The sequence below is a fragment of the Serinicoccus kebangsaanensis genome (genome assembly GCF_008919445.1).
Lineage (GTDB): Bacteria > Actinomycetota > Actinomycetes > Actinomycetales > Dermatophilaceae > Ornithinicoccus > Ornithinicoccus kebangsaanensis.
In genome coordinates, this window is sequence record NZ_VSLG01000019.1 from 1 (window position 1) to 26,003 (window position 26,003).

A 26,003-nucleotide genomic window follows, 5' to 3' on the forward strand; every position below is an offset into this window, starting at 1 on the left:
GGCCGCGTCCGCGCCCGACGTACACGCCGGGAACGATCACGGTGACCGCGCTACACCACTATGCGGGACTCAACTGGGCACCGATCCTGAGGTCAATAGAACTAGTAGCCGCGAGTCGGTCGCACGAGACTTGAGTGGTTTCGCGGAACGTGCGTGAGCAACCGTCGGGGACCTGTGGATCGGTGTGTCACGCGAGGCACCGCAGAGTTGGCTCATGCAGCCTAAAGCCAGCGAGATCGCCTACGAACGTTGGCTCATCGCACCGAGGGTGAGGCGCTGACCCTCACTAGGCCGCCCTCGACGTCGGCATCACGGTTACGGCGTGACATTGAAGAGGTCGCGGGACAGTTTCTCGCTCAAGGGAGATGTGCGGCGGAGACCGTCGAGTTCCCAGCGTCCGGGTTGACGCCCACGACGCAGGTGAAACAGGCACAGGCTGAGCATCAGCGCCCACCAGTCGATCAGGACCATCCGCCATTCCTGATCATTGAGCGCGGCTACCTGGTCGTAGGCCAGCAGCACGTCATCGTGACGACTGCGCCACACCAACATCGCCTCGGTGATGCGACGGTCGACTGTGGCTAGCTCGAGGTCCAGCACGCCCGTGAGGCGCCCACTGGACCACAGAAGGTTGTGACCTACGAGGTCACCATGAACCAGAGTTCGCGGGGACGCGTCCCAGTCCACGTCCTGTGCCCCAGACAGGACCTGGTCCAAGCGCCTCAGCAGCCACCCTCGATCCTGCTCGTCGGCGCACTCGGCGAGAACCTGTGCGGCATCGGCCTCGACCAGCACAGCGAGATGGTCGAACCGATGAGGCTGAGGACCGACTTCCTGGGCCAGATCGCCAAGCTCCCCCCAGCGGGCGAGCAGGTTCGCATGTTGGGTCGGGCTCACCTGGGCCGCCGTGCCCGGCAGCCATTCTTCGAGCGTCCACCACGCGCCGCCAGATCGGAGAGGTTGGCCGACTGGAGCGGCCACCGGCCAACCGGCCCGGTGCACCCGAGCCCGCGTCTGGACCTGCCAGTCGATCGCCTCGCGCTGCATGGCCGGACCCAGTTCGAGAACATCGAGGTACTGCCGCAGCACCAGAGCATGGCCTCCCCGTGAGACGAGCCAGTTCGTGCTGGACCGACCACCCAAGGCGCGCTCGAGCGAGACCCCCAACTCACGGGTCGCGTCCGTCACGTCGGGCATATCGGATGCTAGCGGGATCATCGCGGACACTCTCGCACGCTGGCCTGCCAAGGCTGGCCACGATGTCGGCGCGTCATGCCGTGGTCTGTCATCATTCCTCTCTAGGCCAAGGCGTGGGTGGCAGGCACCCGCGAACGCGACGTTGCCGATCAAGATGCGGCCGTCAGGTGGTCGATGGTCCGTCTGTAGGCGCAGGTGATTCCGCGGCGTCGTTGGAGACTGCTTCACGGAATGCATGGCGAGAACTACCGGGCAGGCTCAAGGTCGACCTCGAGGAGCACCCCGGTGCAGACTTCGTGGCGGACCGTGTGAGGTTCCCGGCCTCCGTCGAGATTGTGACCGCAGGATGAGACCTCCTCGTAGCGTGCGTCTGAGGACTCGGGCCCCCACACGCGGCTGCCGGGTGGGTCCTGCACGTACCACCGGTGCACAGTCCACATGCGCGCGACGATCCCCGTCGTCGTCGGCCAGTCAGGCGGAGCGAGGTAGGTGTCGAGACCCAGCACCCCGGTCGCCGTCGTCGCTCCTGCCTGCACCCTCCCTGGAGACTCCCAGTAGACAGGCGCAGGACCGATGTCCAGACGATGGGCGTGCTGGTGCAGGCCCAGTCCTTCCCACGGCGGCAAGGGCGTCACGAGGCCCTCGTAGGTTCTCGACAGTTCAGCCGGCCAGCCCTCTGGGCCGTGCAGCACCAACCATTCCGAGAACGGGTCTCCGACGGCGACGCCGTGGCCGCGGTCGCCGAGCACCCACTCCTGGCAGTGCACCCGCAGCCGCATGACGTGATCTGCCACGTCGGGCGAGATGCCGCCTCAGCGCAAGGTCGATACGTTGCACGCCATGGCCCACTACCCCCAGTTGCTCCACACCGTGCTCGACACCCCCGAGGTCCGCGAGCTGGCGGAGTTCTACCGCCTCCTTCTCGGTCTGCAGTATCGGCCAGGCGACGAACCCTCAGCAGAGGGGGACCACGACGTCGACTGGCTGGTCCTCACCGATGCGCACGGCAACCGCAAGCTGGCCTTCCAGCAGGTCGAGCGCCTGGAACGGACGACGTGGCCGCGGCTTGATGTGCCGATGCAGATGCATCTCGACCTCACTGTCCCCGACCGGGCAGCGCTGGAGAAGCAGCACCGACGAGCCGTCGACCTGGGGGCCGAGCTCCTCTTCGATCGCACGGACGACCCGCTTGAGCCGTTGTACGTCTTTGCCGACCCAGCCGGACACCCGTTCTGCATCTTCGTCGCCTGACGAACCAGGCAGAGGCGTCAGGACGCCTGGGGGCCGGCGATATTGACCATCCAGCTGACGCCGAACTGGTCGGTGAGCTGGCCGTAGGTGTCGCCCCACATCTGCGGCTCGAGCGGCATGGTGACCTGGCCGCCGTCGGCGAGCCCGTCCCAATAGCCGCGCAGCTCGGCCTCGTCGTCGCCGCTCAGGCTGATCGACATGTTGCCCTCGGACGAGGCGGCGGGCATACCGGGCGGGGTGTCCGAGGCCATGAGGGTGAAGCCGGCCGGCGTGGTGAGCTGGGCATGCATGACGCCGTCGCTGCCCTCACCCTCCATGCCGTACTCACCAAACGTGTTGAGGGCGAGGTCACCGCCGAAGATCTGCTGGTAGCGCTCCATCGCTGCCTTGGCCGAGCCGTCGAAGCTGACATAGGGGTTGAGCGTGGACATGGCGTCTCCTCTCGGTCGACGGCCGGTCCGTCGAGCACATCGCGGAAACTACACCCGGGAGGCGACAGACCGCATCGAGTCGCGTGACCCATAGGTGAACCTGCGCAGCACGACCTCCGCCGGCCCCGTGCGGCCGCTGCGGTCGAGCACCGCGCAGCCGACCACGGAGACGCCCCAGATGAGGATCGCGACGCCCGCCGCAGCCGCCGACCCCAGCACCCCGCCCAGGCCCAGACCCCAGGCCGCGAAGAGCGGAGCCATCGCCACCGACTGCCACAGGTAGGACGACAGCGACCGCCGCCCCACCGCCGACAGCGCCGAGGCCACCGGCCCCGGCCGCCAGGACTCACCGGCACGCTCGGCGCGCTGCTGCGCCTGACCGACCACCAGGGCGAAGAGCGCGGCATACCCCAGACCCCCGGCCAGCCCGGTGAGCGACTGCAGACCCATGAACATCCAGCTGATCTCGACGGGCACCCACAGCCCCAGGTGGGTGAGCATCATCGGCACACCGCCGAGCCACGCCACCGGCAGCCCCAGGAGTGCGGTGCGTCGCAGCCGCGGCAGGTGCTCGGCCGGGCGGTCCAGCACACCGTCCCGCGCCCACAGCCACCCGGTGAGGATCGCGGCGGGCACGCTCAGGCTGACGACCGAGAAGCTGGTGATGAAGGCCCACTCCGAGAGCCTCGGCAGGATCGAGGCCGGGTAGGAGGCGATCGCGTTGGCGTCGGTCGTCGCGGGGATCATCCACGTCTCGGGCGGCACCTGCATCAGCGCCACCCCTCCGACGATCGCGCCGGCGGCGAAGAGCACCAGCAGACCCAGCAGCACCCCGCGCACGACCCGGATCGCGCGGGTGCTGCGCAGGAAGAGCAGCGGGACCAGGATCAGCCCGAGCAGGCCGTAGACCCCGAGGACGTCGCCGAACCACAGCAGTGCCGCGTGCACGCCGCCCAGCACGAGGAGGCCGACGTGCCGCCGGGCCAGCATCGCGCGGAACTCCAGCAGCGGCGTCCCCCTGGCCTCCTGCGCCCGGGCGAACTGCACCATGCCGTAGCCGAAGAGCAGCGCGAACATCGGCAGCGCCCGCATGTCGACCAGCGGGATCATCAGCGCCTGGACCACCCTGTCCGCCCCCTGGGCACCCAGCGGGTGGCCGAGGGTCAGGCCGCGCTCACCGGCATACAGGAACCACGGGATGTTGGCCAGCACGATGAGCAGCAGCATCACCCCACGGGCCAGGTCGGGCATCGCGGCGCGCGGCGGGACGGAGGGCGCCGCGGCGCGGCCGGGGGCGGGCGACGGCGTCCCGCTGGAGTCACTCACCCCCGCAGCCTGTCATCGACCGGGCGTCCACGGGTATGACACCCGTCACCTGAGCGGGATCCTCAGCAAGCCTCAGCCTTCGCTCATCAGAGGCAGGTCGAGGTCATAGGCCAGGACGATGGCCCGGGCGAGAGAGCGTTCCTGCTCCGGCGCGAGGAAGCCCAGCGTGCGCCCGAGGACCCCGACCGGGACGGTCACCACGTTGTCGATCGAGACCACGCTCTGCTGCTCCACTCCGTTGACGGTCCCGACCGGGACCTCGCTGGACAGGCCTTTGATGGTGGATGTGATGGGCGCGACCGTCACCTTGCTCATCGCCGAGCGAGCGGCATCCCGCGTGAGCACGAGGACGGGCCTGGTCTTGTCCAGTCGTGCCAGACAGATCTCGCGCACCCCTCAGTCCTCGACCGTCGCGTGGGAGACGGACCAGGACACCAGCTCGTCCAGGTCGTCGCCCGGCCCGTGCTCCGTCAGCACCTCCACGTCCCGCAGGGCGGCTTGCCGTCGCATCTCACGCTCCAGCGCCCTGGTCACGAGCGCTGCCCGGCTCGCTGCTCGCCCGCTGGCGACGCTGAGGTCGAGGAACCGGACGACGTCCTCGGGCAGGCGGACAGCGATCTGGATGGTCACGCCACCAGCATACCGCGCTGCATCCCAGAGTGGGATGCATCGTGGCCGTCGTGGCGCTACCCGCCCTGACATGATGCCTTCATGACGCACCATGAGCCCGAGGTGCTCCGCGACCGCACCTTCCGCGGCAGGAGCCTGCGCGGGTCGCGATTCGTGGGGTGCGACCTCGGTGATGTCGTCGTCCGCGGCAGCGATCTCGCAGGTATGGAGCTCGACTCACCGTGGCTGCTGGAGGGCGACGGCGTGCTGCTCGTCAACGGCGTCGACGTGGTGCCACTGGTCGAGGCCGAGCTGAGTCGGCGGTTCCCGGGGCGGGAGCTGCGCACCGCGGAGGATCCCGACGGCCTGCGTGAGGCCTGGGCGGCGCTCGAGCGCACCTGGGCCGCGACGCTGGATCGCGCCCGCGCCATGCCTCACGGCACCCTCGACGACTCGGTCGACGGCGAGTGGTCGTTCGCCCAGACGCTGCGCCATCTCGTCATGGCCACCGACACCTGGCTCGGCAGGGCAATCCTCCAGCGGGAGGCGCCCTTCCATCCGGTGGGACTGGCCCACGACGACTCCGACAGCGACGCCTACAGCAACGACGACGTCTCGGCGGAGACACCAGCGTTCGAGGAAGTCCTCGAGGCCCGCCACGAGCGGCAGGCGATGGTCCGCGACTTCATCGCCACGGTCACCTCGGAGGCCCTGGGCGAGACGCGCCCCAACCCTCACGCTCCCGAGCACGGGGAGACGGTCCTCTCCTGCCTGCGCACCATCCTGGAGGAGGAGTGGGAGCACCACCGCTACGCCGTGCGTGACCTGGACGTGCTCTCCGGCTCCGGCTCAGCGAAGTAGCCGCCCACCTCAGGGCGTGTCCGTGTCCCGCGCGTCGTCGTCAAGCCCCGACCGGTCCGTCGAGTCCACCTCTCCGATGTGCACCAGCGCGTCACCCCGGTTGACCAGCGGCGCCTCGGCCCGGCCGATGACGACACCCGCGCGGTCGGCCTTGACGATGGCCAGCCGCTTGCCGAAGGAGTTGAAGAGCTCGCCGAGCTTCTCCCCCTCCTCGACGTGCTGCCCCAGCGCGACGTCCAGGTGCACGATCCCGGTGCGCCGGGCGCGCACCCAGCCGCTGCGCCAGCACACCTCGCTGGGGGTATGCAGGGGCGCCAAGTCGACCTCGTCGCGGTCGACCATCCCCAGGTGGGCCAGCACCCGGAGCACCCCGACGACGCCGGCGTCGATGGCCCACTCGTCGAAGCGCCACGCCTCGCCACCCTCGTAGAGCAGGACGCGCGCGCCCCGCTCGCGCGCGGCATACCGCAGCGAGCCGTCGCGGAGCTTGGCGTGATACATCACCGGGGCGCCGAAGGCCTCGGCCAGCTCGCGGGTCTGCGGGTCCTCCAGGTCGCACCGGATCTGCGGCAGGTTGGTGCGCCGGTCGGCGCCGGTGTGCAGGTCGATCCCGACGTCGGAGGGGCCGATGACCTCGCGCATCATCAGGTGCGCGATCCGCCCCGCGAGCGAGCCCCGGGCCGAGCCCGGGAAGCTGCGGTTGAGGTCGCGCCGGTCGGGGAGATAGCGGTCTCCGGACATCACGCCGAGGACGTTGACGATGGGCACCGCCAGCACCGTGCCGCGGATGGTCTTCGGGTCCAGCACCGCCATCACCCGGCGGACCACCTCGATGCCCACCACCTCGTCACCGTGGATCGCGGCGGAGAGCCACACCGTCGGCCCCTCCTCGCGGCCGTGCAGCACGTGCACCGGCAGGCTCACCTCGGCACCCGTGACCAGCCGGGAGATGGGCAGCGACACCTCGCGGCGGCTGCCCGCGCGGACCTTGACGGTGCCGATCGGGAAGGAGGGCCGCAGCGTGCGCGACCGGGTGCGGGTCTCGCTCACCGCTTCCCCCAGTTCCTGCGGCGCACGGCCCGCCCGGGCCGGCCCCCGGCATAGCTCGCGGCCGGGTCGACGAGGAAGCCCTGCACCAGCGCCTCCCTGCCGACGAGCATCCGGAAGCCCATCTCGTCCCGGTCGGTGAGCGTCACCTCCGCGGGCACCTCGCGGCCACCGAGGACCAACGGGAGGAGCACGGCATACCGCTGCTCCTCGTGCCCCGACGAGGAGCGGACCGACCTCGTGTCGAGCAGGGGCAGCTCCATCGTCACCGCGTCCTCCGCGCTCGCCTGCCACGGGTGCACGGAGAAGCTGACCCAGGCACGGCCATACCGCTCCACCGTGCGCAGGTCGAAGGCGTGCAGCGCCGACGTCTTGGCACCGGTGTCGATCTTGGCCTTGATCCAGGGCACCCCGAGCTGCGGGATCTGGACCCACTCGCGCCACCCGACGACGGTTCGATCTGTGGTGAGATGGTTGGACCCTGTCACGCCCCCATCCTCTCAGGACGTCCCGATGAAGCTCGCCATCCTCTCCCGGTCCCTGCGCGCCTACTCCACCCAGCGGCTGCGCACGGCCGCCCTCGACCGCGGCCACGAGGTCAAGGTGCTCGACACCCTGCGCTTCGGGATCGACCTGTCCGGCGACGAGCCGGACCTGCACTTCCGGGGCAGGCCGCTGTCGACCTACGACGCCGTGCTGCCGCGCGTCGGCGCCTCGGTGACCTACTTCGGCACCGCGGTCGTGCGCCAGTTCGAGCAGATGGACGTCTACACGCCGAACACCGCCAACGGGATCATGAACAGCCGCGACAAGCTCCGCGCGACCCAGATCCTGTCCCGCCACGAGATCGGTATGCCGGCCACCGCCTTCGTCCGCAACCGCGCCGAGATCCCGCACGCGATCGAGATGGTCGGCGGCGCGCCCGTCGTGGTCAAGCTGCTGGAGGGCACGCAGGGCATCGGCGTGATCCTGGCGCCCACGATGAAGGTGGCCGAGGCGATCATCGAGACGCTGCACGGCACCAACCAGCAGGTGCTCATCCAGCGCTTCGTCAAGGAGTCCAAGGGCAAGGACGTGCGCGCCCTCGTCGTCGGCGACCGGGTCGTGGCGGCGATGCGGCGGCGCGCGCAGGGCGACGAGTTCCGCTCCAACGTGCACCGCGGCGGCACGGTCGAGAGCGTCGACCTCGACCCGGAGTACCAGGAGATCGCCGTCCGCGCAGCCCACATCATGGGCCTGCGGGTCGCCGGGGTGGACATGCTCGAGGGCAAGGACGGCCCGCTCGTCATGGAGGTCAACTCCTCCCCCGGCCTCGAGGGCATCGAGGCGGCGACCAAGCTGGACGTCGCCGGCGCGATCGTCGACTACATCGCCGACCAGGCCGGCTTCCCCGACATCGACGTGCGCCAGCGGCTCGCGGTGTCCACGGGGTATGGCGTGGCCGAGATCGCGGTCATGTCCGGCTCCGGACTGGTCGGGCAGGAGATCAAGGACTCGGGCCTGCGGGAGAAGGACATCCAGGTCCTCACCCTGCACCGCGGCACCCGGGTCGTCCCCAACCCGGCCGGCAGCAAGGTGCTCGAGGACGGCGACCGCCTGCTCTGCTTCGGCAAGCACGAGAACATGCGCTCGCTCATCCCCGCCCGCTCGCGCCGGCCCCGGCGGGTCCGCAAGCTGCCGAAGCAGCCGATCCACGAGGACACTCCCGGCGCCTGAGGTCGGCGCGCTGGGCGCAGACCCCGGCGGCCACGCGCACCCCAACCACCACACCTCCCTGCCCAGGTATGCCCTCAGGCCCCGGAGGCCACCTCGTCGAGGGCTTCGTCGATCGGGGTCTGGCCGCCGAGGAACTCGATGGTCCTCCCGGTGAGGTCGTCGCGGCCGATCACCGCCGCCAGCACGGCCGCCACGTCGGCGCGGGCGACGTCGCGCCCCTCCGTGCCGGCGATCTGACGGGAGCCGGTGCCGTCGCCCATGACCTCGATCTGGCCGGTCGGGTCGTCCAGGCTCAGGTGACCCGGCGCGACGATGGTCCAGTCCAGCTGCGAGGCGCGCAGGTGGGCGTCCGCCTCGGCCTTGGCCTGGGCGTAGGCGTGGAACGGGTTGTCCTCGGGGACGCCGTGCTCCAGCCCGGCACCGAGGTAGCTGACCATGAGGTAGCGACCGGCACCTGCCCGCCCGGCGGCGTCCATGGAGCGGATGGCGGCGGCGCGGTCCACGGCATAGGTGCGGTCCGGGTCGCCCCCGCCCGCACCCGCGGACCAGACCACGACGTCCTGCCCTTGGAGCAGCTCGGTGAGCTCGTCGGTGCTCATCGTCTCGACGTCGGCGACGACCGGCGTCGCGCCGGCGTCGGTCACGTCCTCGCGATGGTCCGGGTTGCGGATCACGCCCGTCACCTCGTGCCCGCTCAGCAGCGGCCCGAGCAGCAGGGCGATCTTTCCGTGTCCTCCGATGATGGCGATACGCATACCCCGGTCAACACGACTGGCGACGCGCGTGTTCCGGTATGCCTCACCCGCGGGTGCGCAGCTCCACCACGACCGACTTGCTGGCCCGCGTCCCGCTCCGCTTCGACCGTTGGCCGAGCGGCACCAGGACGTTGGTCTCGGGGTAGTAGGCCGCGGCGCAGCCCCGTGCCGTGTCGTAGGAGACGATGCGGAACTCCTGCGCCACGCGCTCGCCGTCCTCCCAGTGGCTCACCAGGTCGACGTGCTGCCCGTCGGCCAGTCCGCGCTCCGCGATGTCGTCCGGGTGGACGAAGACGACGCGGCGACCGTTCTCGATGCCGCGGTAGCGGTCGTCCAGGCCGTAGATCGTGGTGTTGAACTGGTCGTGGCTGCGCAGCGTCTGCAGCAGCAGCCGACCCTTCGGCACCTGCGGGTAGGTGAGCACGTTGGTGCTGAACTGCGCCTTCCCGCTCTCGGTGTCCCAGCGCCGCGTGCGCGCCCCGTGCGGGAGCACGAAACCGCCCGGGTCGTTGATCTTGGCCTCGTAGTCCTCGAACCCGGGCACGACCCGGGAGACCGAGTCCCGGATGGTGCGGTAGTCGTCCTCGAAGGCCTGCCAGTCCGCTACCGCGGCGACCCGCTCGAGCCGCCGGGCCAGGCGGGAGACGACGGCGACCTCGCTCAGCAGGTGCGGCGAGGCCGGCGGGAGCGGCCCGTGGCTGGCGTGCACCGCGGACATCGAGTCCTCCACCGTGACCCGCTGCGGGCCGCTCGCCTGCTGGTCCCGCTCCGACCGGACCAGGACGGGCAGGATGAGCGCCGTCTCGCCGGTGATCGCGTGCGAGCGGTTGAGCTTGGTCGACACCTGCACCGTCATCGTGCAGGAGCGCAGCGCCGCCTCGGTCACGTCGGTGTCGGGCGCGGCCTTGACGAAGTTGCCGCCCATGCCCATGAAGAAGCTCGCCCGCCCGTCCCGCATCGCCTCGACGGCGGCCGCGGTGTCGTAGCCGTGCTCCCGCGGGCTGGAGAAGGAGAACTCCGCGTCCAGCCGGTCGTGGAAGTCGTCGGGCATCTGCTCCCAGATGCCCATCGTCCGGTCGCCCTGCACGTTGCTGTGGCCGCGGACGGGGCACAGGCCCGCGCCGTCCCGGCCGACGTTGCCCTGCAGCAGCAGCACGTTGACCACCTCGGTGAGCATGGCCACCGAGTGCTCGTGCTGGGTCAGCCCCATCGCCCAGCAGACGATGGTCCGGCGGCTGCGCGCGAGCCGGTCGGCGAGGCCCTCGATCTGCTCCCGGGTCAGCCCGGTGGCGGTGAGGACCTCGTCCCAGTCGAGGTCGGCGACGTGCTCGCGGTATGCGTCGACCCCGTCGGTGTGCTCGGCGAGGAAGTCGTGGTCCAGGACCGTGCCCGGGGCAGCGGCCTCGCGCTCGAGCAGCAGCGCGCCCAGCGCCTGGAACAGCGCCATGTCACCACCGAGGCGGATCTGCAGGAAGTCGTCGGCGAGCTCGGTGCCCGAGCCGACCGCCCCGATCGGGTTCTGCGGGTTCTTGAAGCGCTGCAGGCCCGCCTCGGGCAGCGGGTTGACCGCGACGATGGCTGCGCCAGTGTTCTTGGCCTTCTCCAGCGCGCTGAGCATGCGCGGGTGGTTGGTGCCCGGGTTCTGCCCCGCGATGATGATGAGCTCGGCGTCGTGCAGGTCCTCGAGCAGGACCGTGCCCTTGCCCAGCCCGATGGTGTCGCCGAGCGCCGCGCCCGAGGCCTCGTGGCACATGTTGGAGCAGTCGGGGAGGTTGTTGGTGCCGTAGGCGCGGACCAGGAGCTGGTAGACGAAGGCCGCCTCGTTGGAGGTCCGGCCGGAGGTGTAGAAGATCGCCTCGTCCGGGTCCGGCATTGAGACCAGCTGCTCGGCGACCAGCCCGAGCGCGTCGTCCCAGGAGATCGGCTCATACCGCGAGCTGCCGGCCCGCTTGACCACCGGGTGCGTGAGCCGACCCTGCTGACCCAGCCACCAGTCGCTGCGGGTGGCCAGGTCGTCGAGGTCGTGCTCCTCGAAGAAGTCCGGCCCGATCCGCCGCAGCGTGGCCTCCTCGGCCACGGCCTTGGCGCCGTTCTCGCAGAACTCGGCGGGCGAGCGGTGGTCCGGGTCGGGCCAGGCGCAGCCCGAGCAGTCGAAGCCGTGTTTCTGGTTCAGCCGCGGGAGCGTGCGCAGCGTGCGCACCGCGCCCATCTGCTCGTAGGACATCTTCAGGGCGTGGTAGACCCCGGGCACGCCGGCCGCCCAGTCCTTGCGCCCGTGGATCTCGAGCTCGTCGTCGGTGAAGTCCTGCTGTGGTGCGTCTTTCGCCACGTGTCCTCCTCGCGCCGGCCGGTCAGCCGAAGAGCTGGGTGACGCGGGCGATCGTCTCGCCCACGCCGTAGACCAGGCCGGCACCGACGATCACCCAGAGGACGATGGCCGCGGTGCGCTCTGCCGCGTCGGCGCCCTCGGGGCGCTCGGCGGTGCTGGACGGGGAATCGGTCATGAGGACGCTCCTTGGGTCTCGAGCTCGTCGTCGGGGTCCGGGTCCGACTCGTGGAAGCGTGTGTCGACCGGCCGCACGAGCAGGTTCGCGACGAAGCCGACGACGAGCACGCCCACCATGATGTAGAGGGACAGCAGGTAGAGGTCCGCACCCTCCTCGCCGCGCGCGGTCTGCAAGTCCTGGATCCCGGAGACGATGAGCGGCCCGGCGATGCCGGCGGCGGACCAGGCGGTGAGCAGGCGGCCGTGGATGGCCCCGACCTGCAGACCGCCGAAGAGGTCCTTGAGGTAGGCCGGGATGGTCGCGAAGCCGCCGCCGTAGAAGCTGAGGATCACCACGCTCATCAGCACGAAGAGCAGCAGCGAGGTGCGGCCGAGGGTCGCGACGCCGAGGTAGAGCAGGGCTCCCACGCCGAGGTAGAGCATGTAGGTGGGCTTGCGCCCGATGACGTCGGACGTGGAGGACCACACGATCCGGCCGGCCATGTTGGCCAGGCTGAGCAGGCTGACGAAGCCGGCGGCGGCGGCGGGGCCGACCCCGGAGAAGAAGTTCTGCACGATCGGGGAGGCCTGGGCCAGGATGCCGATGCCAGCGGTGACGTTGCAGAAGAGCACCGTCCACAGCAGCCAGAACTGCGGGGTCCGGATGGCGTTGCGGGCGGTGACGTCCGCCGTGGTCCTCATCGAGGTCTCGTCGGACTTCTCCGGCGGGGTCCATCCCTCCGGCTTCCAGTCCTGCGCCGGCACCCGGATGACGTAGGCGCCCAGACCCATGAGCACGGCATACACCACGCCGAGGGTGACGAACGTCGGGACCAGACCGGCGACCGGGTCCTCGCCGCCGTAGAGCCCGAGCAGCCGGTTGCTCAGTGGCGACGCGATGAGGGCGCCGCCGCCGAAGCCCATGATCGCCAGGCCGGTCGCCAGGCCCGGTCGGTCGGGGAACCACTTGATGAGCGTCGAGACGGGTGAGATGTAGCCCAGCCCCAGACCGATGCCGCCGAGCACGCCGTAGCCGAGGTAGACGATCCACAGCTGACCGGCCGAGACACCCAGGGCGGAGACCAGGAAGCCCGCGACCCACAGCGCCGCGGCGACCGCCATCGTCTTGCGCGGGCCGTTGCGCTCCACCCAGGTCCCCAGGATCGCCGCGGACAGGCCGAGCATGACGATCGAGATGGAGAAGATGGTGGAGACCGCGGTGGCGGAGGCGCCGAAGCGCTCCTCGAGCGGGATGTTGAAGACGCTAAAGGCATACACCTGACCGATGGACAGGTGCACGGCGAGCGCGGCAGGCGGCACGAACCACCGGTTGAACCCGGGGCCGGCGACGGTGCGCTCCCGGGCGAGCATGGGGACTCCTCGCGTGACAGGAGTGACGGGAAGGGACACCCCAGCCTCACACGTCAGCGGCCGGTCGGCATGTCGAGCCGCGCGTCACCGCCTGCCTGCTCACTCCTCGACGAGTCGGAAGATCTCCTCGACCGGCCGCCCCAGGAGCCGGGCGATGCGCAGGGCCAGCGGCAGGCTGGGGTCGAACCTCCCGGTCTCGATCGCGTTGATGGTCTGCCGGGAGACACCCAGCTCCTCCGCCAGCCGCCCCTGGCTCCAGCCCCGCTCGGAGCGCAGCGCCCGCAGGACGCTGGTGGTCTCAGCCACCCAGCCGCTCCAGGTGGATCGTGTAGCGCACCCAGAACAGCGCCACCATGCCCAGCAGGCACAGGACGGCCCACACCATGGGCAGTGCCCCCGGCACGACGGTCAGCGCCAGAATGGTGAGGGCGACGAGGATCAGTGAGCCCTCGAAGGCGTCGCTGCGCGCGGCGTGGGTGGCGCGGCTCTCCACGCTGTCGGGGGCGTCGGCGCGCCGCGCGGCACGGCGTCGGCGGGCGCTGATGTTGGTGGCCAGACCGACCGGCACGACCACCAGGACGGTGGCCAGGATCCGGAGCCAGGTCGCCCCGTCCTCGGCGACGTAGAGCAGCGCGATGCCCCCGACGGCGAGGAGCGCCGTCACCAGCCAGATCGTCCGTGTGGTCATGATGTCAAGTGTGCTTGTCACTTCTGCGCCTGTCAAGCACACTTGTCAGTAGTTTCGCTCAGGGGGACCAAGAGGTCCGTCGCGGCCCAGCCCGGCGCGGGCCGAGCGCATCATCGCGGCGTGGTTGGCGCGCAGTGCCCAGCGGACGGGAGGGAGCGCGGCGAGGTGACGCAGGCCGGGCTTGGTCAGCAGCACCCGCTGCTCCCAGACCATGCGGCACCCGGCGGGGATCCGCGTGACCTGCACCTCGACATACCCCTGCAGGTCTCCCTCGATGCCGACCCGCAGCTGCCCGGCCTCCCGGTCCTCGCGCTCGCGGACGAGGGTCAGGTGCAGCGGCGCGGGGAGGAGGCTCCGGACGCGGACCCGCGCCCGGTCGGAGGCCAGCTGCTCGACCAAGCGCACCTGTCGCCACCACGTCGGGTAGGCCTCGAGGTCGACGAGCCGGTCCAGCACCGTCGCGGGCTCGACCGGCAGGGTCCAGTCCTCGTGGAAGCGGAACTCGCGGCCCCCGTCCGAGGGCCGCGGTGGGGTGGGCATACCGGCCATCATCGGGCACGCCCTGCGGATCTTCTACGCAGAAGCTGCACCGATGTCGTGATGCATCACGGCAGACGTACAACATCTGCGTATGAGCGGTCTCAGGACGCGGACACGGCCTCGCGGTAGCGCCGGGCGACGAGCGCGCTCACCAGGTCGTGGGTGCCCAGCGGCTCGGTCGGGGCGCAGCCGGCGGCGAGGGCGACGGCGTGCGCCTGGTCGAGGAAGTAGCCGGGCGAGAGCAGGTGCGCGGCCACCGCGACGCGGGTATGCCCGGCCTCCCGCAGGCGGGCCAGCTCGTCCGTGGGGCGCGGGCCGGGCCCGCTGAGGAAGGCGGTCGTGGGCACCGCGGAGAGCGCGGCGGCGACACCCTCGGCGACCTCGGCCACCTCGGCCCGGGCGCCGTCGACGCTCGACCCGGCCCCGATGACGAGCAGCGCCTCGGGCGACTCCTCGCCACGCACTGCCCAGGCGTCGCGGACCCGGTCGGTCAGAGCGCGCACCACCTCGTCGGCGGCGCCGAGCGCGGGCGTCACCGTCGCACCGGCGACGGCCTCGACGGCCGTGGGGACGTCGTGGCGCACGTGGTATCCGGAGGCCAGGAAGAGCGGCACCACGACGGGCGCGTCCACCTCGGCCAGCACCTCGTCCAGCGTCGGTCCGCAGACGTCGACGAAACCGACGGTCGGAGGGCCTGGCATCCCGAGCTCCTGCAGCGCGCGGGTGGCGCAGCCGCGGACCACCGCCTGCCCCTCCAGGCTGGCGGTGCCGTGCGCGGCCACCACGAGCGGGCGGCTCACGCGACCGCCCCTGCCGACCCCCTCGCCGCACCGGCCCAGCCGTGCGCCAGGGTGACGACGTCGCCGACGACCACGACCGCGGGCGAGGCGACGCCGACCCGCTCGGCCCGGTCCGCGATGTCGGCCAGGGTGCCGAGCGTGACCCGCTGCTGCGGGGTCCAGCCGTTCTCCACGATCCCGACCGGGCAGGTGCTGGGACGCCCCGCCTGCACCAGCCCCGCGGCGGTCTCGCGCAGGCTGCCGACCCCCATGAGCACCACGAGCGTGTGGTCGGTGCCGGTCGGCAGGCCGGGCAGCTCGTCGTGCCCGGTGACCACGGTGAATCCGCGGGCCAGGCCGCGGTGGGTGACGGGGATGCCCGCCGCCGCCGGGACCGAGACGGCGCTGGTCACGCCGGGGACGACCTCGACCTTGACGCCCACCGCCTCGCAGGCGGCGCGCTCCTCCCCGCCGCGACCGAGGACATACGGGTCGCCACCCTTGAGCCGCACGACGCCCCGGCCGCGCAGCGCCTCCTCCACGAGGATCCGGTTGATCTCGCCCTGCGGGACCGGGTGGTGCCGCGGCGACTTGCCCACGTCCACGACCCGGGTGCTCTCGGGCAGCCGCGCGAGCAGCGCCTGGGGCACGAGCCGGTCGGTGACCACGACGTCGGCGGCGGCGAGCAACGTCGCGGCGCGGCGGGTGAGCAGGCGCTCGTCGCCCGGTCCGGCCCCCACCAGCGCGACCCACCCCCCGGTCGGCCGGCGGCCGCGCAGGTCCACGATGCCGCTGGTCAGGTGGTCGACGAGGCTGTTGCGGATGGTGGCTGCGCGCCTCGGGTCGCCGCCCGCGTGCACGGCCACCCGCACGTCCCCGGCCGGGGTCGGCACCTCCGCCCGGGCCGGCACCTGGGCGCTGCCGGTGGTCGCGTCGCCCGCGTTGACGCAGAAGGTGTGCCGGGCCTCCGCGTCCTCGGCGACGGCCCGGTCGGTCGCCGGGTCGCCGGTCGCGGTGTGCACGAGGAAGGCGCCGTCGAGGTCGTGGGCACCGGCATACCGTCGGCGGGTCCAGACGACGTGGCCCGCGGCGGCCAGGTCGGCCAGCTCCGCGACGACGGTCGGCGCGACCACCTCGATCGCGGCCCCCTCGGCGAGCAGGTCTCTCACGCGCCGGGCGGTGACGGCACCGCCGCCCACCGCGACGACGCGTCGGCCCTGCAGCGACAGGTCGAGGAGGAAGGGCCCGGCGCTCACGATGCCGCCTCGCGCGATTCGGAGGCGTCGGCCTCGGGGCCGCCGTGCAGGCCGCACTCGGTCTTGGCGAAGCCGGACCACCGGCCGGCCCGCGGGTCGTCGCCCGGCGCCACCGCACGGGTGCAGGGGCTGCACCCGATCGAGGGATAGCCCCGGGACAGCAGCGGGTTGGCGGGCAGGTCGTGCAGGTCGGCGTAGAGCCGGACCTCTTCGTCGCTCCAGGCCGCGAGCGGGTTGATCTTGACCAGCCCGAAGCTCTCGTCGAAGGCCACGACCGGGGTGTCCGCGCGGGTCGGTCCCTCGGCGCGGCGCACACCGGTGACCCAGGCGGAGTAGCCGGCCAGGGCGCGGCGCAGCGGCTCCACCTTGCGCATCGCGCAGCAGGCGCCCGGGTCCCGGTCGTGCAGCCGTGGCCCGAGCTGCGCGTCCTGCTCGGCCACGGTGAGGTCGGGCCGCAGGTCGACGACGGTCACGTCGAGCTCGGCCGCCACCCGGTCGCGGGTCGCCAGCGTCTCCGCGAAGTGGTAGCCGGTGTCCAGGAAGAGCACGTCCACCCCTGGCCGGTGCCGGGAGGCGAGGTGCGGGAGGACTGACTCGGCCATGCTGGAGGCCACCGCCAGCCCGGCCCCGAAGGTGTGCGCGGCCCAGGAGAGGACGGTGTCGGCGTCGGCGTCGGCATAGCGCTCGGCCGCGTCGGCGGCGCAGGCGCGCAGGTGGTCGCGCTGGGCGCGCTCGGAGCGCGTGGCCAGGTGCAGCTCGGTGATGCTCATCGGTGGTCACCTCGGGGACGTCGCTGGGCTGGGTCGCGCGGACGACCGTGGGTGGTGGTCCGCGGCAACCCGGGTGGGCGGGATGCGGTCAGCGACGGGCGCACATCAGCATGCTACTGACGCGCAGGAGGTCTACTTCGTGACGCGCGGTGAGGCGCCAACCCCGAGAGTGCATGGGTCCATCATGCACAGTTATGCATGCGGTCACAAGTCGTTGGGTATGCCTGGCGCCGCGTCCGCCCGTCCCGCCGACTCGTCCTCGTCGAAGGCCGCCTCGATCGCGACCCGGTGCCGGTGCAGCACCCACCACACCCCGAGACCGGCCAGACCCGAGCCGACCCCGGTGAGGACGAAGACCGCGGGCAGGCCGAGCAGCCGCCCGAGCAGACCGCCCAGCAGCGTGCCGACGGGGATGCCTCCCCAGATGACGGTGCGGTAGGCACCCTGCACCCGGCCGAACAGGCGCTCCGGGATGATCGCCTGCCGCACCGACATGATCTGCACGTTGAAGGCGGTCACCGAGCCGGCGCTCACCGCCAGGCCGGCGACGGCGACGACCGGGTGGACCCACAGCCCCATCACCGTGACCGCGACGGCGGAGACGAGCTGCAGCACCCCCATCGAGGTGGTCCTGCCCATCAGCCGGGTCGCGAGGGGTGAGAGCAGGGAGCCGGCGATCGCCCCCACCCCCGCGACGGCGAGGAAGAGGCCGAAGGCGCGCTCGGAGAGGCCCAGCTCCTCCAGGACGAAGAGCACCAGGATGCCGCTGGTCATCGTCCCGAGGGTCGCGGCGACCCCGGTCGTCAGCATCAGCGGGAAGAGGATCGGGTGGCGTCGCAGCCACGCCAGGCCCTCGCGCGTGTCCTGGCCCGCGGTCGTGGTCGTCTCCCGCTCTGGCCGGAAGCGACCGGCGACGAGCAGGACGAGCGCCCCGGCGACGAGGTATGCCGTGGCACCCCCGAACAACGGCAGGCTGGCGGCGATCGCGAAGAGCCACGCCCCCACCGGCGGCCCGAGGAAGATCTGACCGGTCGACTCGGCCGTCGTCAGCAGGCTGTTGCCACGCTCCAGCTGACGCTTGGGCACCACCCGCGGCAGCAGCGCCCGCGCCGCGCTGTCGTAGACCACCTCCGCGGTCCCGAGGACCAGCGCGACGGCATACAGCACCGGCAGCGAGACCCACCCGGTGACCACCGAGACGGCGAGCGCCACGATGGCGAGCGCGCGCAGCAGGTTCGCCCCCGCCATCGCGCGGCGGCGGTCGACGCGGTCGACCAGCGTGCCGGCCGGGATCGCGAAGAGCAGCCAGGGCAGGAAGGCCAGCGAGGCCAGCAGGCTGACGAGGAACGGGTCGCGGGTGAGCGTCGCGGCCAGCAGTGGTGCCGCCGCCTGCATGACGCCGTCCGACACGTTGGACGTCGCGCTCGCGCCGAAGAGGTGCCAGAAGTTCCCGCCCAGCCGGCGCGCGTCCGTCTCGACACCACGCCTCACGGCGCCATGTTACGCCCCGGCACGAGCGGTCGAGACGTCCTCGGCACGGTCGCCGGACCGCTGCGTCGGGTGCCTTCGCCCACCCGCGCGCGTGGCCGGGGGCGGGACGGGCGCCGGACCACGGGCGGCCCACAGCACCCCGGCCACGACCAGCACACCACCTGCCACCTCCAGGGGGACCGGGCGCTCGCCGAGCACCCACCACGCCGCGGTCATGCCGACGACCGGGACCAGCATCGAGAAGGGCGCGACCACCCCGGCGGGGTGACGGGCCAGCAGCCACACCCAGATGCCCGAGCCCACGACCGTGCCGAGGACCACGGTGTAGGCCAGCCCCAGCCACGCGGGGACGGCACTGGCGTCCACGGAGGTCACCAGCGCGGAGCCGATCTGCTCCGGGCCCTCGACGAGCAGCGAGACCGCCAGCATCGGCAGCGGCGGGACGACGGACATCCACAGCGTGAGGTGCAGCGGGTTCGGCGCCGCCGCGAGCCGGCTGCACACGTTGCCGACGGCCCAGCCGAAGGCTCCGAGGACGACGAGCAGGAAGGGAACCCAGCTGGTGGCCTCGGCGCGGCTCAGGCCGACGACGGCCAGCCCGGTGACCGCAGCCGCCACACCTGCGGCGCGTCTCCAGGTGAGGCGCTCGCGCAGCAGCAGCACACCGAGCACGACGGTGAACGGTGCGGACGCCTGCAGCACCAGGGACGCCAGCCCGGCCGGGAAGCCGGCGGCCATCCCGAGGTAGAGACCGAAGAACTGCAGCGTCCCGAAGCCGAGCCCGTAGCCGATCAGCCAGCGCAGCGGGACCGCCGGGCGAGGGACCAGGAGCACCGCCGGGACGGCAAGGACGGCGAACCGCAGCGCGACGAGGAAGAGTGGCGGGAAGTGCTCCAGGGAGGCGTGGATCGCGAGGAAGTTCAGCCCCCAGACGGCGGCGACGGTCACGGCCAGGAGGGTGTGGCGCAGCGGCATACCTCCGAGTGTGTGCGGCTGCGTCGATGAGGTCCAGCGAATGTTTCTGCACTAATTCATTAGGGTGGCTGCATGGACACGCGCCACCTGGAGCTGCTGCGCGAGCTCTCCGTCCGGGGCACCCTCGCGGCGGTCGCGGCCGCCACGCACCGCACGCCGTCCGCGCTGTCCCAGCAGCTGCGCACGGCGGAGCGCGACTTCGGCGTCGCCCTCGTCGAGCCGGTGGGTCGAGGCCTGCGGCTCACGGCCGAGGGGCAGCTGCTGGCCGACTCCGCCGACGAGGTATGCCGGGTCCAGGCGCAGGTGCAGGCGCGGCTGGACGCGGCGCGCGGAGAGCCTCGGGGCCGGGTGAGCATCGGGACCCTGCCCAGCGCCGGGCAGGCACTGCTGCCGGGGCTGGTGTCGGCCCTGCGCGGCTCCGATATCGAGCTCGAGCTGGACGACTTCGACCTGGCGGAGCAGGACTACGCCGCACGCACCCTGGACGTCGACGTCGTCATCTCGCACAGCCTCCGCGGGGACGTGCCCGCCGGCGCCGAGCGGCTGACCGCGCGCCTGCTCGCCCGGGAGCCGATCGACGTCGCCCTGCCCTCGGATCACCCTCTTGCCCGGCGGGCCGAGCTGCGGCCCACCGACCTGGTCGGGACGGACTGGATCGGGGTGCCGGAGGAGTATCCCTTCGACACCGTGCTGCGGGCGGTCGAGGCGGTGACCGACAGCCCGCTCACCCGCGTCCTCCGGCTGCGCGACAACCACCTGATCAGGGCACTCGTCGCGCAGGGCGTGGGGCTGGCGCTGCTGCCGCGGTTCACCACGCCCGTCGGCGGTGAGGTGGTGCTGCGCCGGCTCGTCGGGGTGCCGGCGCGCCGCAGCATCGTGGCGCTCTGCCGCCCGGACCGGTATGCCCGGCTCGCCGTGCGCCGCGTCGTGGACGAGCTGGAGCGGGTCGGCTCGACCCTCGGCGGGTGACCGACCGCGCCCCGGGCCTGCCGCTGAGACGACGCCGCGGCTCAGTCGACGACGCGGCCGGCGAAGGCCGCCAGGCCAGCATAGGCGTCGCCACCCTGCGGCTCCGGCCGCGCCGGGCCGAACGCCTCGCCGCGGTTCTCGTCGGTGAGGTTGGCCCGCATGAACGCCCCACCCCGCTCCGCGACCCGCTGGTCCAGGTCCGCCGTCGAGCGTCCGAGGGCGGTCGCGAGGTCCCAGGTGTGGACGGCATACTCCGCGAGCTGCCAGTCCGGGGGATCCACGCCCTCCCCGGCGCCGGACCTGGCGTGGAACAGGTCGTCGGCAGCCTGCGCGAACGCCTGCGCCACGTCCCCCTCCACCGGCTGCGGCGACGCGGTCCAGTCGACCGCCTCCCCGCGCACCCCACGGGTGAAGGCGTCGGTCGTGGTCACGAGGTGCTCGCTCAGACGACGGACGTCCCAGCCCTCGCAGGGGGTCGTCATCCCGGCGGCCTCGCCGTCGGTCCCGGCCCTGACCAGCTCCTTGAGCTGGGCCAAAGCCGACATGAGGACCGCCTCGCCCACCTGCGCGGCGGGGAGGTCGAAGGCCTCGGCATACTCCGTCCCGAGCGCGAGGTAGCCGTCCCACGTGGTGGTCGCCACCTCACCGGTCCGCACGGTGTCGGTCAGCCGGTCCAGGTAGTACTCCCAGCCCGGTCCGACGTCGACCACCAACGCGGGGTCGGTGAGCACCTGGGCGAAGCGGAGGGTCGTGACCCCGTCCTCCTCCGCCAGCCGCAGGTCCAGGGTCCACACCTGATCCGCGTCGTCGCTCTCGTTGTGCACCCGCAAGCGGGTCGGCTCCTCGCACACCTCGATGACGTAGGGCTCGCTGCCCGCCTCGTCCTCGTAGGCCCAGCTGACCTCCACCCGGCCGCTCGCGGGGTCACCGGTCCACGTGCCGAACCAGCGACCGAGCCGCTCGCTCTCGGTGATCGCGGCCCAGACGTCCTGGACGGGCGCGGTGAAGGTGCGGGTGAGGACCAGGTGCTGCTGGCCGTCGATCGTCTCGGGTGCTCCGGTGATCATGCGCTCTCCTCGGTGTCTGCGGTGCTGGTGGTGTCGTGGTCTGGGTCGGTATGCCGCTGCTCGCCCTGCGCCGTCCGGTCGCGGACGGTGCGCCGCACCTCGAGGCCGAGGGCGTCCAGCGCGGTGGCGCTGACCGGCGGCCGGGCGGTCGCGTCTCCCCCGGTCGCGCGCAGGCGGGCCAGCAGGTCGTCCACCTGCGCCAGCGGGGACGCGTCGAGGGAGTAGTGCCGCTCCCGCCCTCGGTCGGCGGCGGAGACCAGCCCGGCCTCACCGAGCACACGGAGGTGTCGGCTGACGGCCGGGCGGGAGATCCCGCGGTCGCGCGTCAGGTCGACCACCCGGCTGGCCCCGTCGGCCGCCAGCTGCTCCAGCAGGTCCCGACGGACCGGGTCGGCCAGCGCGGCGAAGACATCCATGCCGATAGGTAACCACATCGTTACCAATCGGTCAAGGGACGGCCCTCACCACCAGGAGTGACCACGGGATAGCACAACCCTCATCGGCGAACTTCCCGATGGAGGTTGTGCTATCCCGACCACACTCCCCTGTGGGCACGCGGCGACGCTCCCTCGACTCCCGTCCGTCACACGGGATGTCACGCCGTCCCGCGGCGGTGGGCCGGCGCCGTGCCGCCGGCCGTCACGCCGTCCCGCCGAGCGCCTTGATGTGCTCCGGCAGCCGGGCGTTGTCGCCATACATGAAGTGGTTCTGCATCTTCTCCGAGAAGCGGCTGGCCTCGGTCGTCAGACCGACGGCCTCGGCCACCTGGCGCACCAGCATCGGGGAGGCGCCGCAGCACACGCCGAGGTAGTTGATGCCGAGCGCGAAGGCATCGGCCGCGAACGCCCCGACCTCGTAGCGGTTGCAGGACAGCGGGTCCAGCGCCGTCGGGAAGGTGCGGCCGTGGGGCGAGGGCACCGTCACGCCGTTGGTGTCGGTGAGGTTGAAGAAGGTGGGCTCCGCGTCCGTGGTGCGGTAGGGGATCGGCAGCGCCGCCACGTGGCAGGTCACGGCCTCCCGGATCTGCCGCAGCCAGGGCAGCATGGTGGTCGGACCGCGGAAGCAGTTCATCCCCACGACGTCGGCCCCGCCCTGCTCCAGCCGCTGGCACACCTCGACGATCCCGACGTCGTCACGCATCTGCTCGCCGGCCATCGGCGCGACGGTGAGCACCACCGGGAGCCCGCTGGCCCTGGCGATCTCCAGGGCCGCCTCGGCCTCCCCGGCGTAGTAGAAGGTCTCGCCGATGATGAGGTCGGCGCCCTCCTCGACCGCCCAGCCGGCCATCTCCTCGAACATCGAGCGCACCTCACGCTGCGAGTCGGGGTCGCTCGGGTCCCACAGGTTGCTGTTGGAGATGTTGCCGGCGACGAGGTTGCCGGGCTTCTCGTCCGCCACCGACCGGGCGATCTGCAGCGCGGCCCGGTTGAGCGGCTCGAGCAGCTCCTCCTTGCCGATGACCCGCATCTTCTCGCGGTGTCCGTTGTAGGTGAAGGCCTCGACGATGTCGCTGCCCGCGCGCTGGAAGTCACGGTGCAGGGCCCGCAGCGCGTCGGGGAACTCCAGGGCGACCTCGGGGACGAACTCCCCGGCGGTCAGGTAGCCGCGCCGTTCCAGCTCGAAGAGGAAGCCCTCGGCGCAGATCACGGCCCCCTGGTCGAGACGCTCGACCAGTCCGGCAGCAGGTGTGGTGGTGGGGTCGGTGGGGGTATGCGTGTCGCTCATCCGTGCTCATCCCTCGCGAGCTCGTCGGGCACCGGGCCCGGACGGGCCCTGCGGTCGAGGCAGGTCTTCGGACTCGTGGGCACACCTGTCGACAGGCACCTACCGGCGTCGCTTCCCAGGCGTGCAGCCCAGTGCTTGTGTGACGCGCTCGTTCCCACATACCGCTGCGGGGCAGTCCAGGACTCGCACCTGGTTCCCTCTTACGACGACCCCTGCGGGGCCGAACCACGACGCGACGATGCTACTCCCGTGGCACCGGCCGGACGTCATCTGGACTGGAGGGCCAGTCGTCCGGCCAGGAGGACATACGTCCCGCTGAAGACGCGACGCAGCCAGGTCATGACGCGAGGACGACGGATGACCCGGTCCCGCATGGTCGAAGCGAAGAGACCGTAGAGCGCGAAGACGACGAAGGTCACGGCCATGAAGACCAGGCTCAGCCCGACCATGGTCGCCGTCGCCCGCGCGGACCCGGCCGGCACGAACTGCGGCAGGAAGGCGAAGAAGAAGATCGTCAGCTTGGGGTTGAGCAGGTTGATCAGCACAGCCCGTCGGATCACCTGGGACACCGTGGCTCGCGGCGCCGACTCGTCGACGTCCACCGTCGAGGAGTCACGCAGCGTCTGCCAGGCGAGCAGCAGCAGATAGAGCACGCCGAGCCACTTGATCGTCTGGAAGGCCACGGCGCTGGTGTGCAGGACCGCTGCCAGGCCGGTGATCGCAGCCACCATGTGCGGGATCACGCCCAGCATGCACCCGAGCGCCGCGACCAGCCCGGCACGGGTGCCGCGGGACAGGCCGGCGGCGATCGTGTAGACCGCGCCGGTGCCGGGCGTGGCGACCACGACCAGGGTGGTGAGCAGGAAGGCCAGGCTCATGGTGATCCCCTCGGATGCCGTGCTGAAGGCCGACGCTACACCTCATCCACCCAGGTGGGCGGGCAGCTGCGGGTCGAGGTCGAGCCAGGCGGCCAGGTCGTGGATCTCGGCGACGACGCGGTCCCGGCGCGCCGCGCTCCAGGCCCCGCCCTCGTGCAGCGCGTCGACCCGCAGCACGCCCCGCTTGTGCTCGGCTGTGGCGTCCAGCTTGCCGACCAGCTCGTCGCCGTCGAGCACGGGAAGCGCGTAGTAGCCGAACCTCCGCTGCGCCTTGGGCTTGTACATCTCCAGCACGTAGTCGAAGGCGAACAGCTCGGCCATCCGCTCGCGGTCGAAGACCAACCGGTCGACCGGGCAGAGCAGCGCGGCGCGGCCGGTGAAGCGGTCGTCCGGGTCGAGGTATGCCGGGTGCACCCGCCAGGTGCCGGGCACCCCGTCGATGGTCGCCCGCTCACCGGCCTCACCCGCGTCGCCCGGCTCGGTGGGGCGCTCCGGGCCGCGCGAGCGCAGCAGCCCCAGGGCGGCCAGCCGGCGGGCGTCCTGCTCGGCCAGCGCCTCGTCCAGGGCGAGGTCCGGGACGTCGGGGTAGACCCGCTCGGCCAGGTCCCAGAGGCGTTGCCCGCCCTCGCGCCCGGACACGGCGACCTCACCCCGCTCGACCATGAAGTCGAGCAGCCGTTGCACGTTCTTGTCGTTGGTCCACCCGCTCGACCGCCACGGCACGTCCGTCGCGTCCGGCAGCCCGCCCGTGGGCGTGGGGCCCTCGGCCTCCAGGTGGGCCAGGATCTCGCAGCGGCCGCGGTCGTTGGCCTCGACCCACCGGGCGTTCGACTCCTGCCAGGCGCTCACCTCGCCGTGCCGGCGCAGCGGCGTCGGCCAGCCCGCCATCTGGGCGCGGTAGAGCGCGACGTCCTCGCCCGCGCGGATGAAGCCGCGGATCTCCACCAGGGTCCGCTCGGCCAGCAGCCGGTCCAGCTCACCCATGTCGTAGGCGCTGCCCAACCGGCTCCACAGCACCAGATGGTGCGCCGGTGCCACGGCCTTGACCGGGTCGATCTGCAGCAGCGTCAGCTCGCGCACGGTCTCCACCACGTCGCCGGGCCGCTGCGCCGTGAGCAGCTGGGCGCGCACCGCCACCCGCCGGGCGTCGCGCACCGAGAGGTGGTGGACCACGGTCACCGCACCCACCGCGCCGCTCGGGCAACCGCATGCGCAACGCCGGTGAGTGGTGTCAGGATCGGGACATGCATCTTCTCGAGCACGAGGTCTGGGTGATGGACCAGGTCAGCAGCTTCCTCAGCAACGACTTCGCCATCCACGCCCTGGACGGCTCCACCATCGGGCGGATCCGCACCGAGGGCGGAGCGCTCGGGCGGATGCTCATGGGCAGCCGCGAGCTGACCGTGCTGGACATGGACGGCACCCCGCTGCTGCGGTTGCAGGACACCATGACCCTCGGGCGCGAGCGGATGGTCATCACCGACGGCACCGGTGGGCCGCTGGCGCACCTGGTCAAGCGGATCACGCTCTTCAAGACCCGGTTCACGGTGGAGTTCGACGGGCAGCCGCTCGACCTGACCGGCAGCATCTGGGGCTTCGACTTCACGATGTCCGGCCCGCGCGGGCAGATGGCGACGGTCGCCCGCAGCTGGGCGGGTGTCGCCAAAGCGCTGCTCGGTCGCAGCAGGTATGTCGTCCACCTCACGCCCGAGCTGGTGGCCCGGGAGCGCCTCGTCGTGCTGGGCACGGTCATCGCGCTCGACCTGGTCCGGGCCAAGCAGGACCGCTCCTCCGCCGGCTAGGCCTCGCGCGTCGC

General features: G+C 71.9%; 30 protein-coding genes and 1 riboswitch. Of the genes, 5 read left to right on the forward strand and 25 right to left on the reverse strand.

Going from position 1 to position 26,003, the window contains the following annotated elements:
* Positions 1–315 precede the first annotated feature (315 nt).
* Positions 316–1,197 carry a phosphotransferase gene (locus FXF60_RS15220; protein ID WP_192796771.1) on the reverse strand — a complete coding sequence of 294 codons (882 nt, stop codon included), beginning with the start codon at positions 1,195–1,197 and terminating at the stop codon, positions 316–318.
* Between the two features lie 245 nt (positions 1,198–1,442).
* Positions 1,443–1,976 (reverse strand): hypothetical protein, encoded by a 534-nt coding sequence (locus FXF60_RS15225; RefSeq protein WP_202879663.1) that lies wholly within the window; start codon positions 1,974–1,976, stop codon positions 1,443–1,445.
* Positions 1,977–2,037: 61 nt separating this feature from the next.
* Between FXF60_RS15225 and FXF60_RS15230 the strand changes: the two genes are divergently transcribed.
* The gene (locus tag FXF60_RS15230) at positions 2,038–2,448 is read left to right on the forward strand and encodes a VOC family protein (RefSeq protein ID WP_151526832.1); all 411 of its coding nucleotides are present in this window, start codon (positions 2,038–2,040) and stop codon (positions 2,446–2,448) included.
* A gap of 17 nt (positions 2,449–2,465) precedes the next feature.
* Here FXF60_RS15230 and FXF60_RS15235 read toward each other — a convergent pair whose 3' ends face one another.
* The 4 genes from FXF60_RS15235 to FXF60_RS15250 all read right to left on the reverse strand — a co-directional run bounded on the left by FXF60_RS15235 (position 2,466) and on the right by FXF60_RS15250 (position 4,835).
* Entirely contained in the window at positions 2,466–2,879 is a 414-nt protein-coding gene (locus FXF60_RS15235; protein WP_151526833.1) for a VOC family protein, read from the reverse strand.
* 48 nt (positions 2,880–2,927) lie between these two features.
* Positions 2,928–4,205 carry a DUF418 domain-containing protein gene (locus tag FXF60_RS15240; protein ID WP_202879664.1) on the reverse strand — a complete coding sequence of 426 codons (1,278 nt, stop codon included), beginning with the start codon at positions 4,203–4,205 and terminating at the stop codon, positions 2,928–2,930.
* A gap of 72 nt (positions 4,206–4,277) precedes the next feature.
* Positions 4,278–4,598 (reverse strand): type II toxin-antitoxin system PemK/MazF family toxin, encoded by a 321-nt coding sequence (locus FXF60_RS15245; RefSeq protein WP_151526834.1) that lies wholly within the window; start codon positions 4,596–4,598, stop codon positions 4,278–4,280.
* Between the two features lie 3 nt (positions 4,599–4,601).
* Positions 4,602–4,835 (reverse strand): hypothetical protein, encoded by a 234-nt coding sequence (locus FXF60_RS15250; protein WP_151526835.1) that lies wholly within the window; start codon positions 4,833–4,835, stop codon positions 4,602–4,604.
* A gap of 81 nt (positions 4,836–4,916) precedes the next feature.
* Between FXF60_RS15250 and FXF60_RS15255 the strand changes: the two genes are divergently transcribed.
* Complete coding sequence (locus FXF60_RS15255) at positions 4,917–5,675, forward strand: DinB family protein (protein WP_151526836.1); 759 nt, start codon at positions 4,917–4,919, stop codon at positions 5,673–5,675.
* A 9-nt stretch (positions 5,676–5,684) separates the two neighbouring features.
* On the opposite strand, the gene FXF60_RS15260 is transcribed toward FXF60_RS15255, so the two are convergent.
* The gene (locus FXF60_RS15260) at positions 5,685–6,725 is read right to left on the reverse strand and encodes a succinylglutamate desuccinylase/aspartoacylase family protein (RefSeq protein WP_238335887.1); all 1,041 of its coding nucleotides are present in this window, start codon (positions 6,723–6,725) and stop codon (positions 5,685–5,687) included.
* Entirely contained in the window at positions 6,722–7,210 is a 489-nt protein-coding gene (locus FXF60_RS15265) for an ATP-dependent zinc protease family protein (RefSeq protein ID WP_151526837.1), read from the reverse strand. Before FXF60_RS15265 ends, FXF60_RS15260 begins: the two co-directional genes overlap by 4 nt.
* 25 nt (positions 7,211–7,235) lie before the next feature.
* On the opposite strand from FXF60_RS15265, the gene rimK reads away from it, so the two are divergent.
* On the forward strand, positions 7,236–8,438 hold the full coding sequence (rimK, locus tag FXF60_RS15270; protein ID WP_151526838.1) for a 30S ribosomal protein S6--L-glutamate ligase: 1,203 nt from the start codon (positions 7,236–7,238) through the stop codon (positions 8,436–8,438).
* A gap of 74 nt (positions 8,439–8,512) precedes the next feature.
* Here rimK and FXF60_RS15275 read toward each other — a convergent pair whose 3' ends face one another.
* The 12 genes from FXF60_RS15275 to FXF60_RS15325 all read right to left on the reverse strand — a co-directional run bounded on the left by FXF60_RS15275 (position 8,513) and on the right by FXF60_RS15325 (position 19,548).
* Complete coding sequence (locus FXF60_RS15275) at positions 8,513–9,193, reverse strand: SDR family oxidoreductase (RefSeq protein ID WP_151526839.1); 681 nt, start codon at positions 9,191–9,193, stop codon at positions 8,513–8,515.
* Positions 9,194–9,236: 43 nt separating this feature from the next.
* The gene (locus tag FXF60_RS15280; RefSeq protein ID WP_151526840.1) at positions 9,237–11,522 is read right to left on the reverse strand and encodes an FdhF/YdeP family oxidoreductase; all 2,286 of its coding nucleotides are present in this window, start codon (positions 11,520–11,522) and stop codon (positions 9,237–9,239) included.
* Positions 11,523–11,544: 22 nt separating this feature from the next.
* Entirely contained in the window at positions 11,545–11,697 is a 153-nt protein-coding gene (locus FXF60_RS16600; protein WP_192796772.1) for an MFS transporter small subunit, read from the reverse strand.
* The gene (locus FXF60_RS15285; RefSeq protein ID WP_151526841.1) at positions 11,694–13,049 is read right to left on the reverse strand and encodes an L-lactate MFS transporter; all 1,356 of its coding nucleotides are present in this window, start codon (positions 13,047–13,049) and stop codon (positions 11,694–11,696) included. Before FXF60_RS15285 ends, FXF60_RS16600 begins: the two co-directional genes overlap by 4 nt.
* A 99-nt stretch (positions 13,050–13,148) precedes the next feature.
* Entirely contained in the window at positions 13,149–13,355 is a 207-nt protein-coding gene (locus tag FXF60_RS15290) for a helix-turn-helix transcriptional regulator (protein WP_202879665.1), read from the reverse strand.
* Positions 13,348–13,737 carry a hypothetical protein gene (locus tag FXF60_RS15295; RefSeq protein ID WP_151526842.1) on the reverse strand — a complete coding sequence of 130 codons (390 nt, stop codon included), beginning with the start codon at positions 13,735–13,737 and terminating at the stop codon, positions 13,348–13,350. The genes FXF60_RS15290 and FXF60_RS15295 overlap by 8 nt, the downstream gene beginning before the upstream one ends.
* A gap of 45 nt (positions 13,738–13,782) precedes the next feature.
* Positions 13,783–14,277 carry an SRPBCC family protein gene (locus FXF60_RS15300; RefSeq protein WP_151526843.1) on the reverse strand — a complete coding sequence of 165 codons (495 nt, stop codon included), beginning with the start codon at positions 14,275–14,277 and terminating at the stop codon, positions 13,783–13,785.
* Between the two features lie 101 nt (positions 14,278–14,378).
* On the reverse strand, positions 14,379–15,077 hold the full coding sequence (locus tag FXF60_RS15305) for a sirohydrochlorin chelatase (protein WP_192796773.1): 699 nt from the start codon (positions 15,075–15,077) through the stop codon (positions 14,379–14,381).
* Positions 15,074–16,315 carry a uroporphyrinogen-III C-methyltransferase gene (gene cobA, locus FXF60_RS15310; RefSeq protein ID WP_151526883.1) on the reverse strand — a complete coding sequence of 414 codons (1,242 nt, stop codon included), beginning with the start codon at positions 16,313–16,315 and terminating at the stop codon, positions 15,074–15,076. Before cobA ends, FXF60_RS15305 begins: the two co-directional genes overlap by 4 nt.
* Positions 16,309–17,082 carry a phosphoadenylyl-sulfate reductase gene (locus tag FXF60_RS15315; protein WP_151526844.1) on the reverse strand — a complete coding sequence of 258 codons (774 nt, stop codon included), beginning with the start codon at positions 17,080–17,082 and terminating at the stop codon, positions 16,309–16,311. The genes cobA and FXF60_RS15315 overlap by 7 nt, the downstream gene beginning before the upstream one ends.
* A 204-nt stretch (positions 17,083–17,286) precedes the next feature.
* Positions 17,287–18,573 (reverse strand): MFS transporter, encoded by a 1,287-nt coding sequence (locus tag FXF60_RS15320; RefSeq protein ID WP_202879666.1) that lies wholly within the window; start codon positions 18,571–18,573, stop codon positions 17,287–17,289.
* 9 nt (positions 18,574–18,582) lie between these two features.
* The gene (locus tag FXF60_RS15325) at positions 18,583–19,548 is read right to left on the reverse strand and encodes an EamA family transporter (protein WP_151526845.1); all 966 of its coding nucleotides are present in this window, start codon (positions 19,546–19,548) and stop codon (positions 18,583–18,585) included.
* Positions 19,549–19,620: 72 nt separating this feature from the next.
* On the opposite strand from FXF60_RS15325, the gene FXF60_RS15330 reads away from it, so the two are divergent.
* Positions 19,621–20,517 (forward strand): LysR family transcriptional regulator, encoded by an 897-nt coding sequence (locus FXF60_RS15330; protein WP_151526846.1) that lies wholly within the window; start codon positions 19,621–19,623, stop codon positions 20,515–20,517.
* A 41-nt stretch (positions 20,518–20,558) separates the two neighbouring features.
* On the opposite strand, the gene FXF60_RS15335 is transcribed toward FXF60_RS15330, so the two are convergent.
* The 5 genes from FXF60_RS15335 to FXF60_RS15355 form a co-directional block, all read right to left on the reverse strand.
* Positions 20,559–21,584 (reverse strand): SRPBCC domain-containing protein, encoded by a 1,026-nt coding sequence (locus FXF60_RS15335; RefSeq protein WP_151526847.1) that lies wholly within the window; start codon positions 21,582–21,584, stop codon positions 20,559–20,561.
* Positions 21,581–22,000: an ArsR/SmtB family transcription factor gene (locus FXF60_RS15340; protein WP_151526848.1), complete on the reverse strand. Its 420-nt coding sequence runs from the start codon at positions 21,998–22,000 to the stop codon at positions 21,581–21,583. Before FXF60_RS15340 ends, FXF60_RS15335 begins: the two co-directional genes overlap by 4 nt.
* Positions 22,001–22,223: 223 nt before the next feature.
* Positions 22,224–23,309: a homocysteine S-methyltransferase family protein gene (locus FXF60_RS15345; RefSeq protein WP_151526849.1), complete on the reverse strand. Its 1,086-nt coding sequence runs from the start codon at positions 23,307–23,309 to the stop codon at positions 22,224–22,226.
* A gap of 41 nt (positions 23,310–23,350) precedes the next feature.
* Positions 23,351–23,554, reverse strand: a riboswitch (cobalamin riboswitch).
* A 21-nt stretch (positions 23,555–23,575) separates the two neighbouring features.
* The gene (locus FXF60_RS15350) at positions 23,576–24,187 is read right to left on the reverse strand and encodes a LysE family translocator (RefSeq protein ID WP_151526850.1); all 612 of its coding nucleotides are present in this window, start codon (positions 24,185–24,187) and stop codon (positions 23,576–23,578) included.
* A 42-nt stretch (positions 24,188–24,229) separates the two neighbouring features.
* Positions 24,230–25,366: a DNA glycosylase AlkZ-like family protein gene (locus tag FXF60_RS15355; RefSeq protein ID WP_151526851.1), complete on the reverse strand. Its 1,137-nt coding sequence runs from the start codon at positions 25,364–25,366 to the stop codon at positions 24,230–24,232.
* 65 nt (positions 25,367–25,431) lie between these two features.
* Between FXF60_RS15355 and FXF60_RS15360 the strand changes: the two genes are divergently transcribed.
* The gene (locus FXF60_RS15360; RefSeq protein ID WP_151526852.1) at positions 25,432–25,989 is read left to right on the forward strand and encodes an LURP-one-related/scramblase family protein; all 558 of its coding nucleotides are present in this window, start codon (positions 25,432–25,434) and stop codon (positions 25,987–25,989) included.
* Positions 25,990–26,003 lie beyond the last annotated feature (14 nt).

Bases quoted from the DNA above. Each gene is read 5' to 3' on its own strand.
- FXF60_RS15360 (WP_151526852.1), top strand. From the start codon at position 25,432: ATGCATCTTCTCGAGCACGAGGTCTGGGTGATGGACCAGGTCAGCAGC.
- FXF60_RS15230 (WP_151526832.1), top strand. From the start codon at position 2,038: ATGGCCCACTACCCCCAGTTGCTCCACACCGTGCTCGACACCCCCGAG.
- FXF60_RS15345 (WP_151526849.1), bottom strand. From the start codon at position 23,309: ATGAGCGACACGCATACCCCCACCGACCCCACCACCACACCTGCTGCC.
- FXF60_RS15340 (WP_151526848.1), bottom strand. From the start codon at position 22,000: ATGGATGTCTTCGCCGCGCTGGCCGACCCGGTCCGTCGGGACCTGCTG.
- FXF60_RS15220 (WP_192796771.1), bottom strand. From the start codon at position 1,197: ATGCCCGACGTGACGGACGCGACCCGTGAGTTGGGGGTCTCGCTCGAG.
- FXF60_RS15325 (WP_151526845.1), bottom strand. From the start codon at position 19,548: ATGCCGCTGCGCCACACCCTCCTGGCCGTGACCGTCGCCGCCGTCTGG.
- FXF60_RS15295 (WP_151526842.1), bottom strand. From the start codon at position 13,737: ATGACCACACGGACGATCTGGCTGGTGACGGCGCTCCTCGCCGTCGGG.
- FXF60_RS15335 (WP_151526847.1), bottom strand. From the start codon at position 21,584: ATGATCACCGGAGCACCCGAGACGATCGACGGCCAGCAGCACCTGGTC.
- FXF60_RS15275 (WP_151526839.1), bottom strand. From the start codon at position 9,193: ATGCGTATCGCCATCATCGGAGGACACGGAAAGATCGCCCTGCTGCTC.
- FXF60_RS15225 (WP_202879663.1), bottom strand. From the start codon at position 1,976: ATGCGGCTGCGGGTGCACTGCCAGGAGTGGGTGCTCGGCGACCGCGGC.
- rimK (WP_151526838.1), top strand. From the start codon at position 7,236: ATGAAGCTCGCCATCCTCTCCCGGTCCCTGCGCGCCTACTCCACCCAG.
- FXF60_RS15285 (WP_151526841.1), bottom strand. From the start codon at position 13,049: ATGCTCGCCCGGGAGCGCACCGTCGCCGGCCCCGGGTTCAACCGGTGG.
- FXF60_RS15255 (WP_151526836.1), top strand. From the start codon at position 4,917: ATGACGCACCATGAGCCCGAGGTGCTCCGCGACCGCACCTTCCGCGGC.
- FXF60_RS15315 (WP_151526844.1), bottom strand. From the start codon at position 17,082: ATGAGCATCACCGAGCTGCACCTGGCCACGCGCTCCGAGCGCGCCCAG.
- FXF60_RS16600 (WP_192796772.1), bottom strand. From the start codon at position 11,697: ATGACCGATTCCCCGTCCAGCACCGCCGAGCGCCCCGAGGGCGCCGAC.
- FXF60_RS15350 (WP_151526850.1), bottom strand. From the start codon at position 24,187: ATGAGCCTGGCCTTCCTGCTCACCACCCTGGTCGTGGTCGCCACGCCC.
- FXF60_RS15235 (WP_151526833.1), bottom strand. From the start codon at position 2,879: ATGTCCACGCTCAACCCCTATGTCAGCTTCGACGGCTCGGCCAAGGCA.
- FXF60_RS15300 (WP_151526843.1), bottom strand. From the start codon at position 14,277: ATGCCCACCCCACCGCGGCCCTCGGACGGGGGCCGCGAGTTCCGCTTC.
- FXF60_RS15330 (WP_151526846.1), top strand. From the start codon at position 19,621: ATGGACACGCGCCACCTGGAGCTGCTGCGCGAGCTCTCCGTCCGGGGC.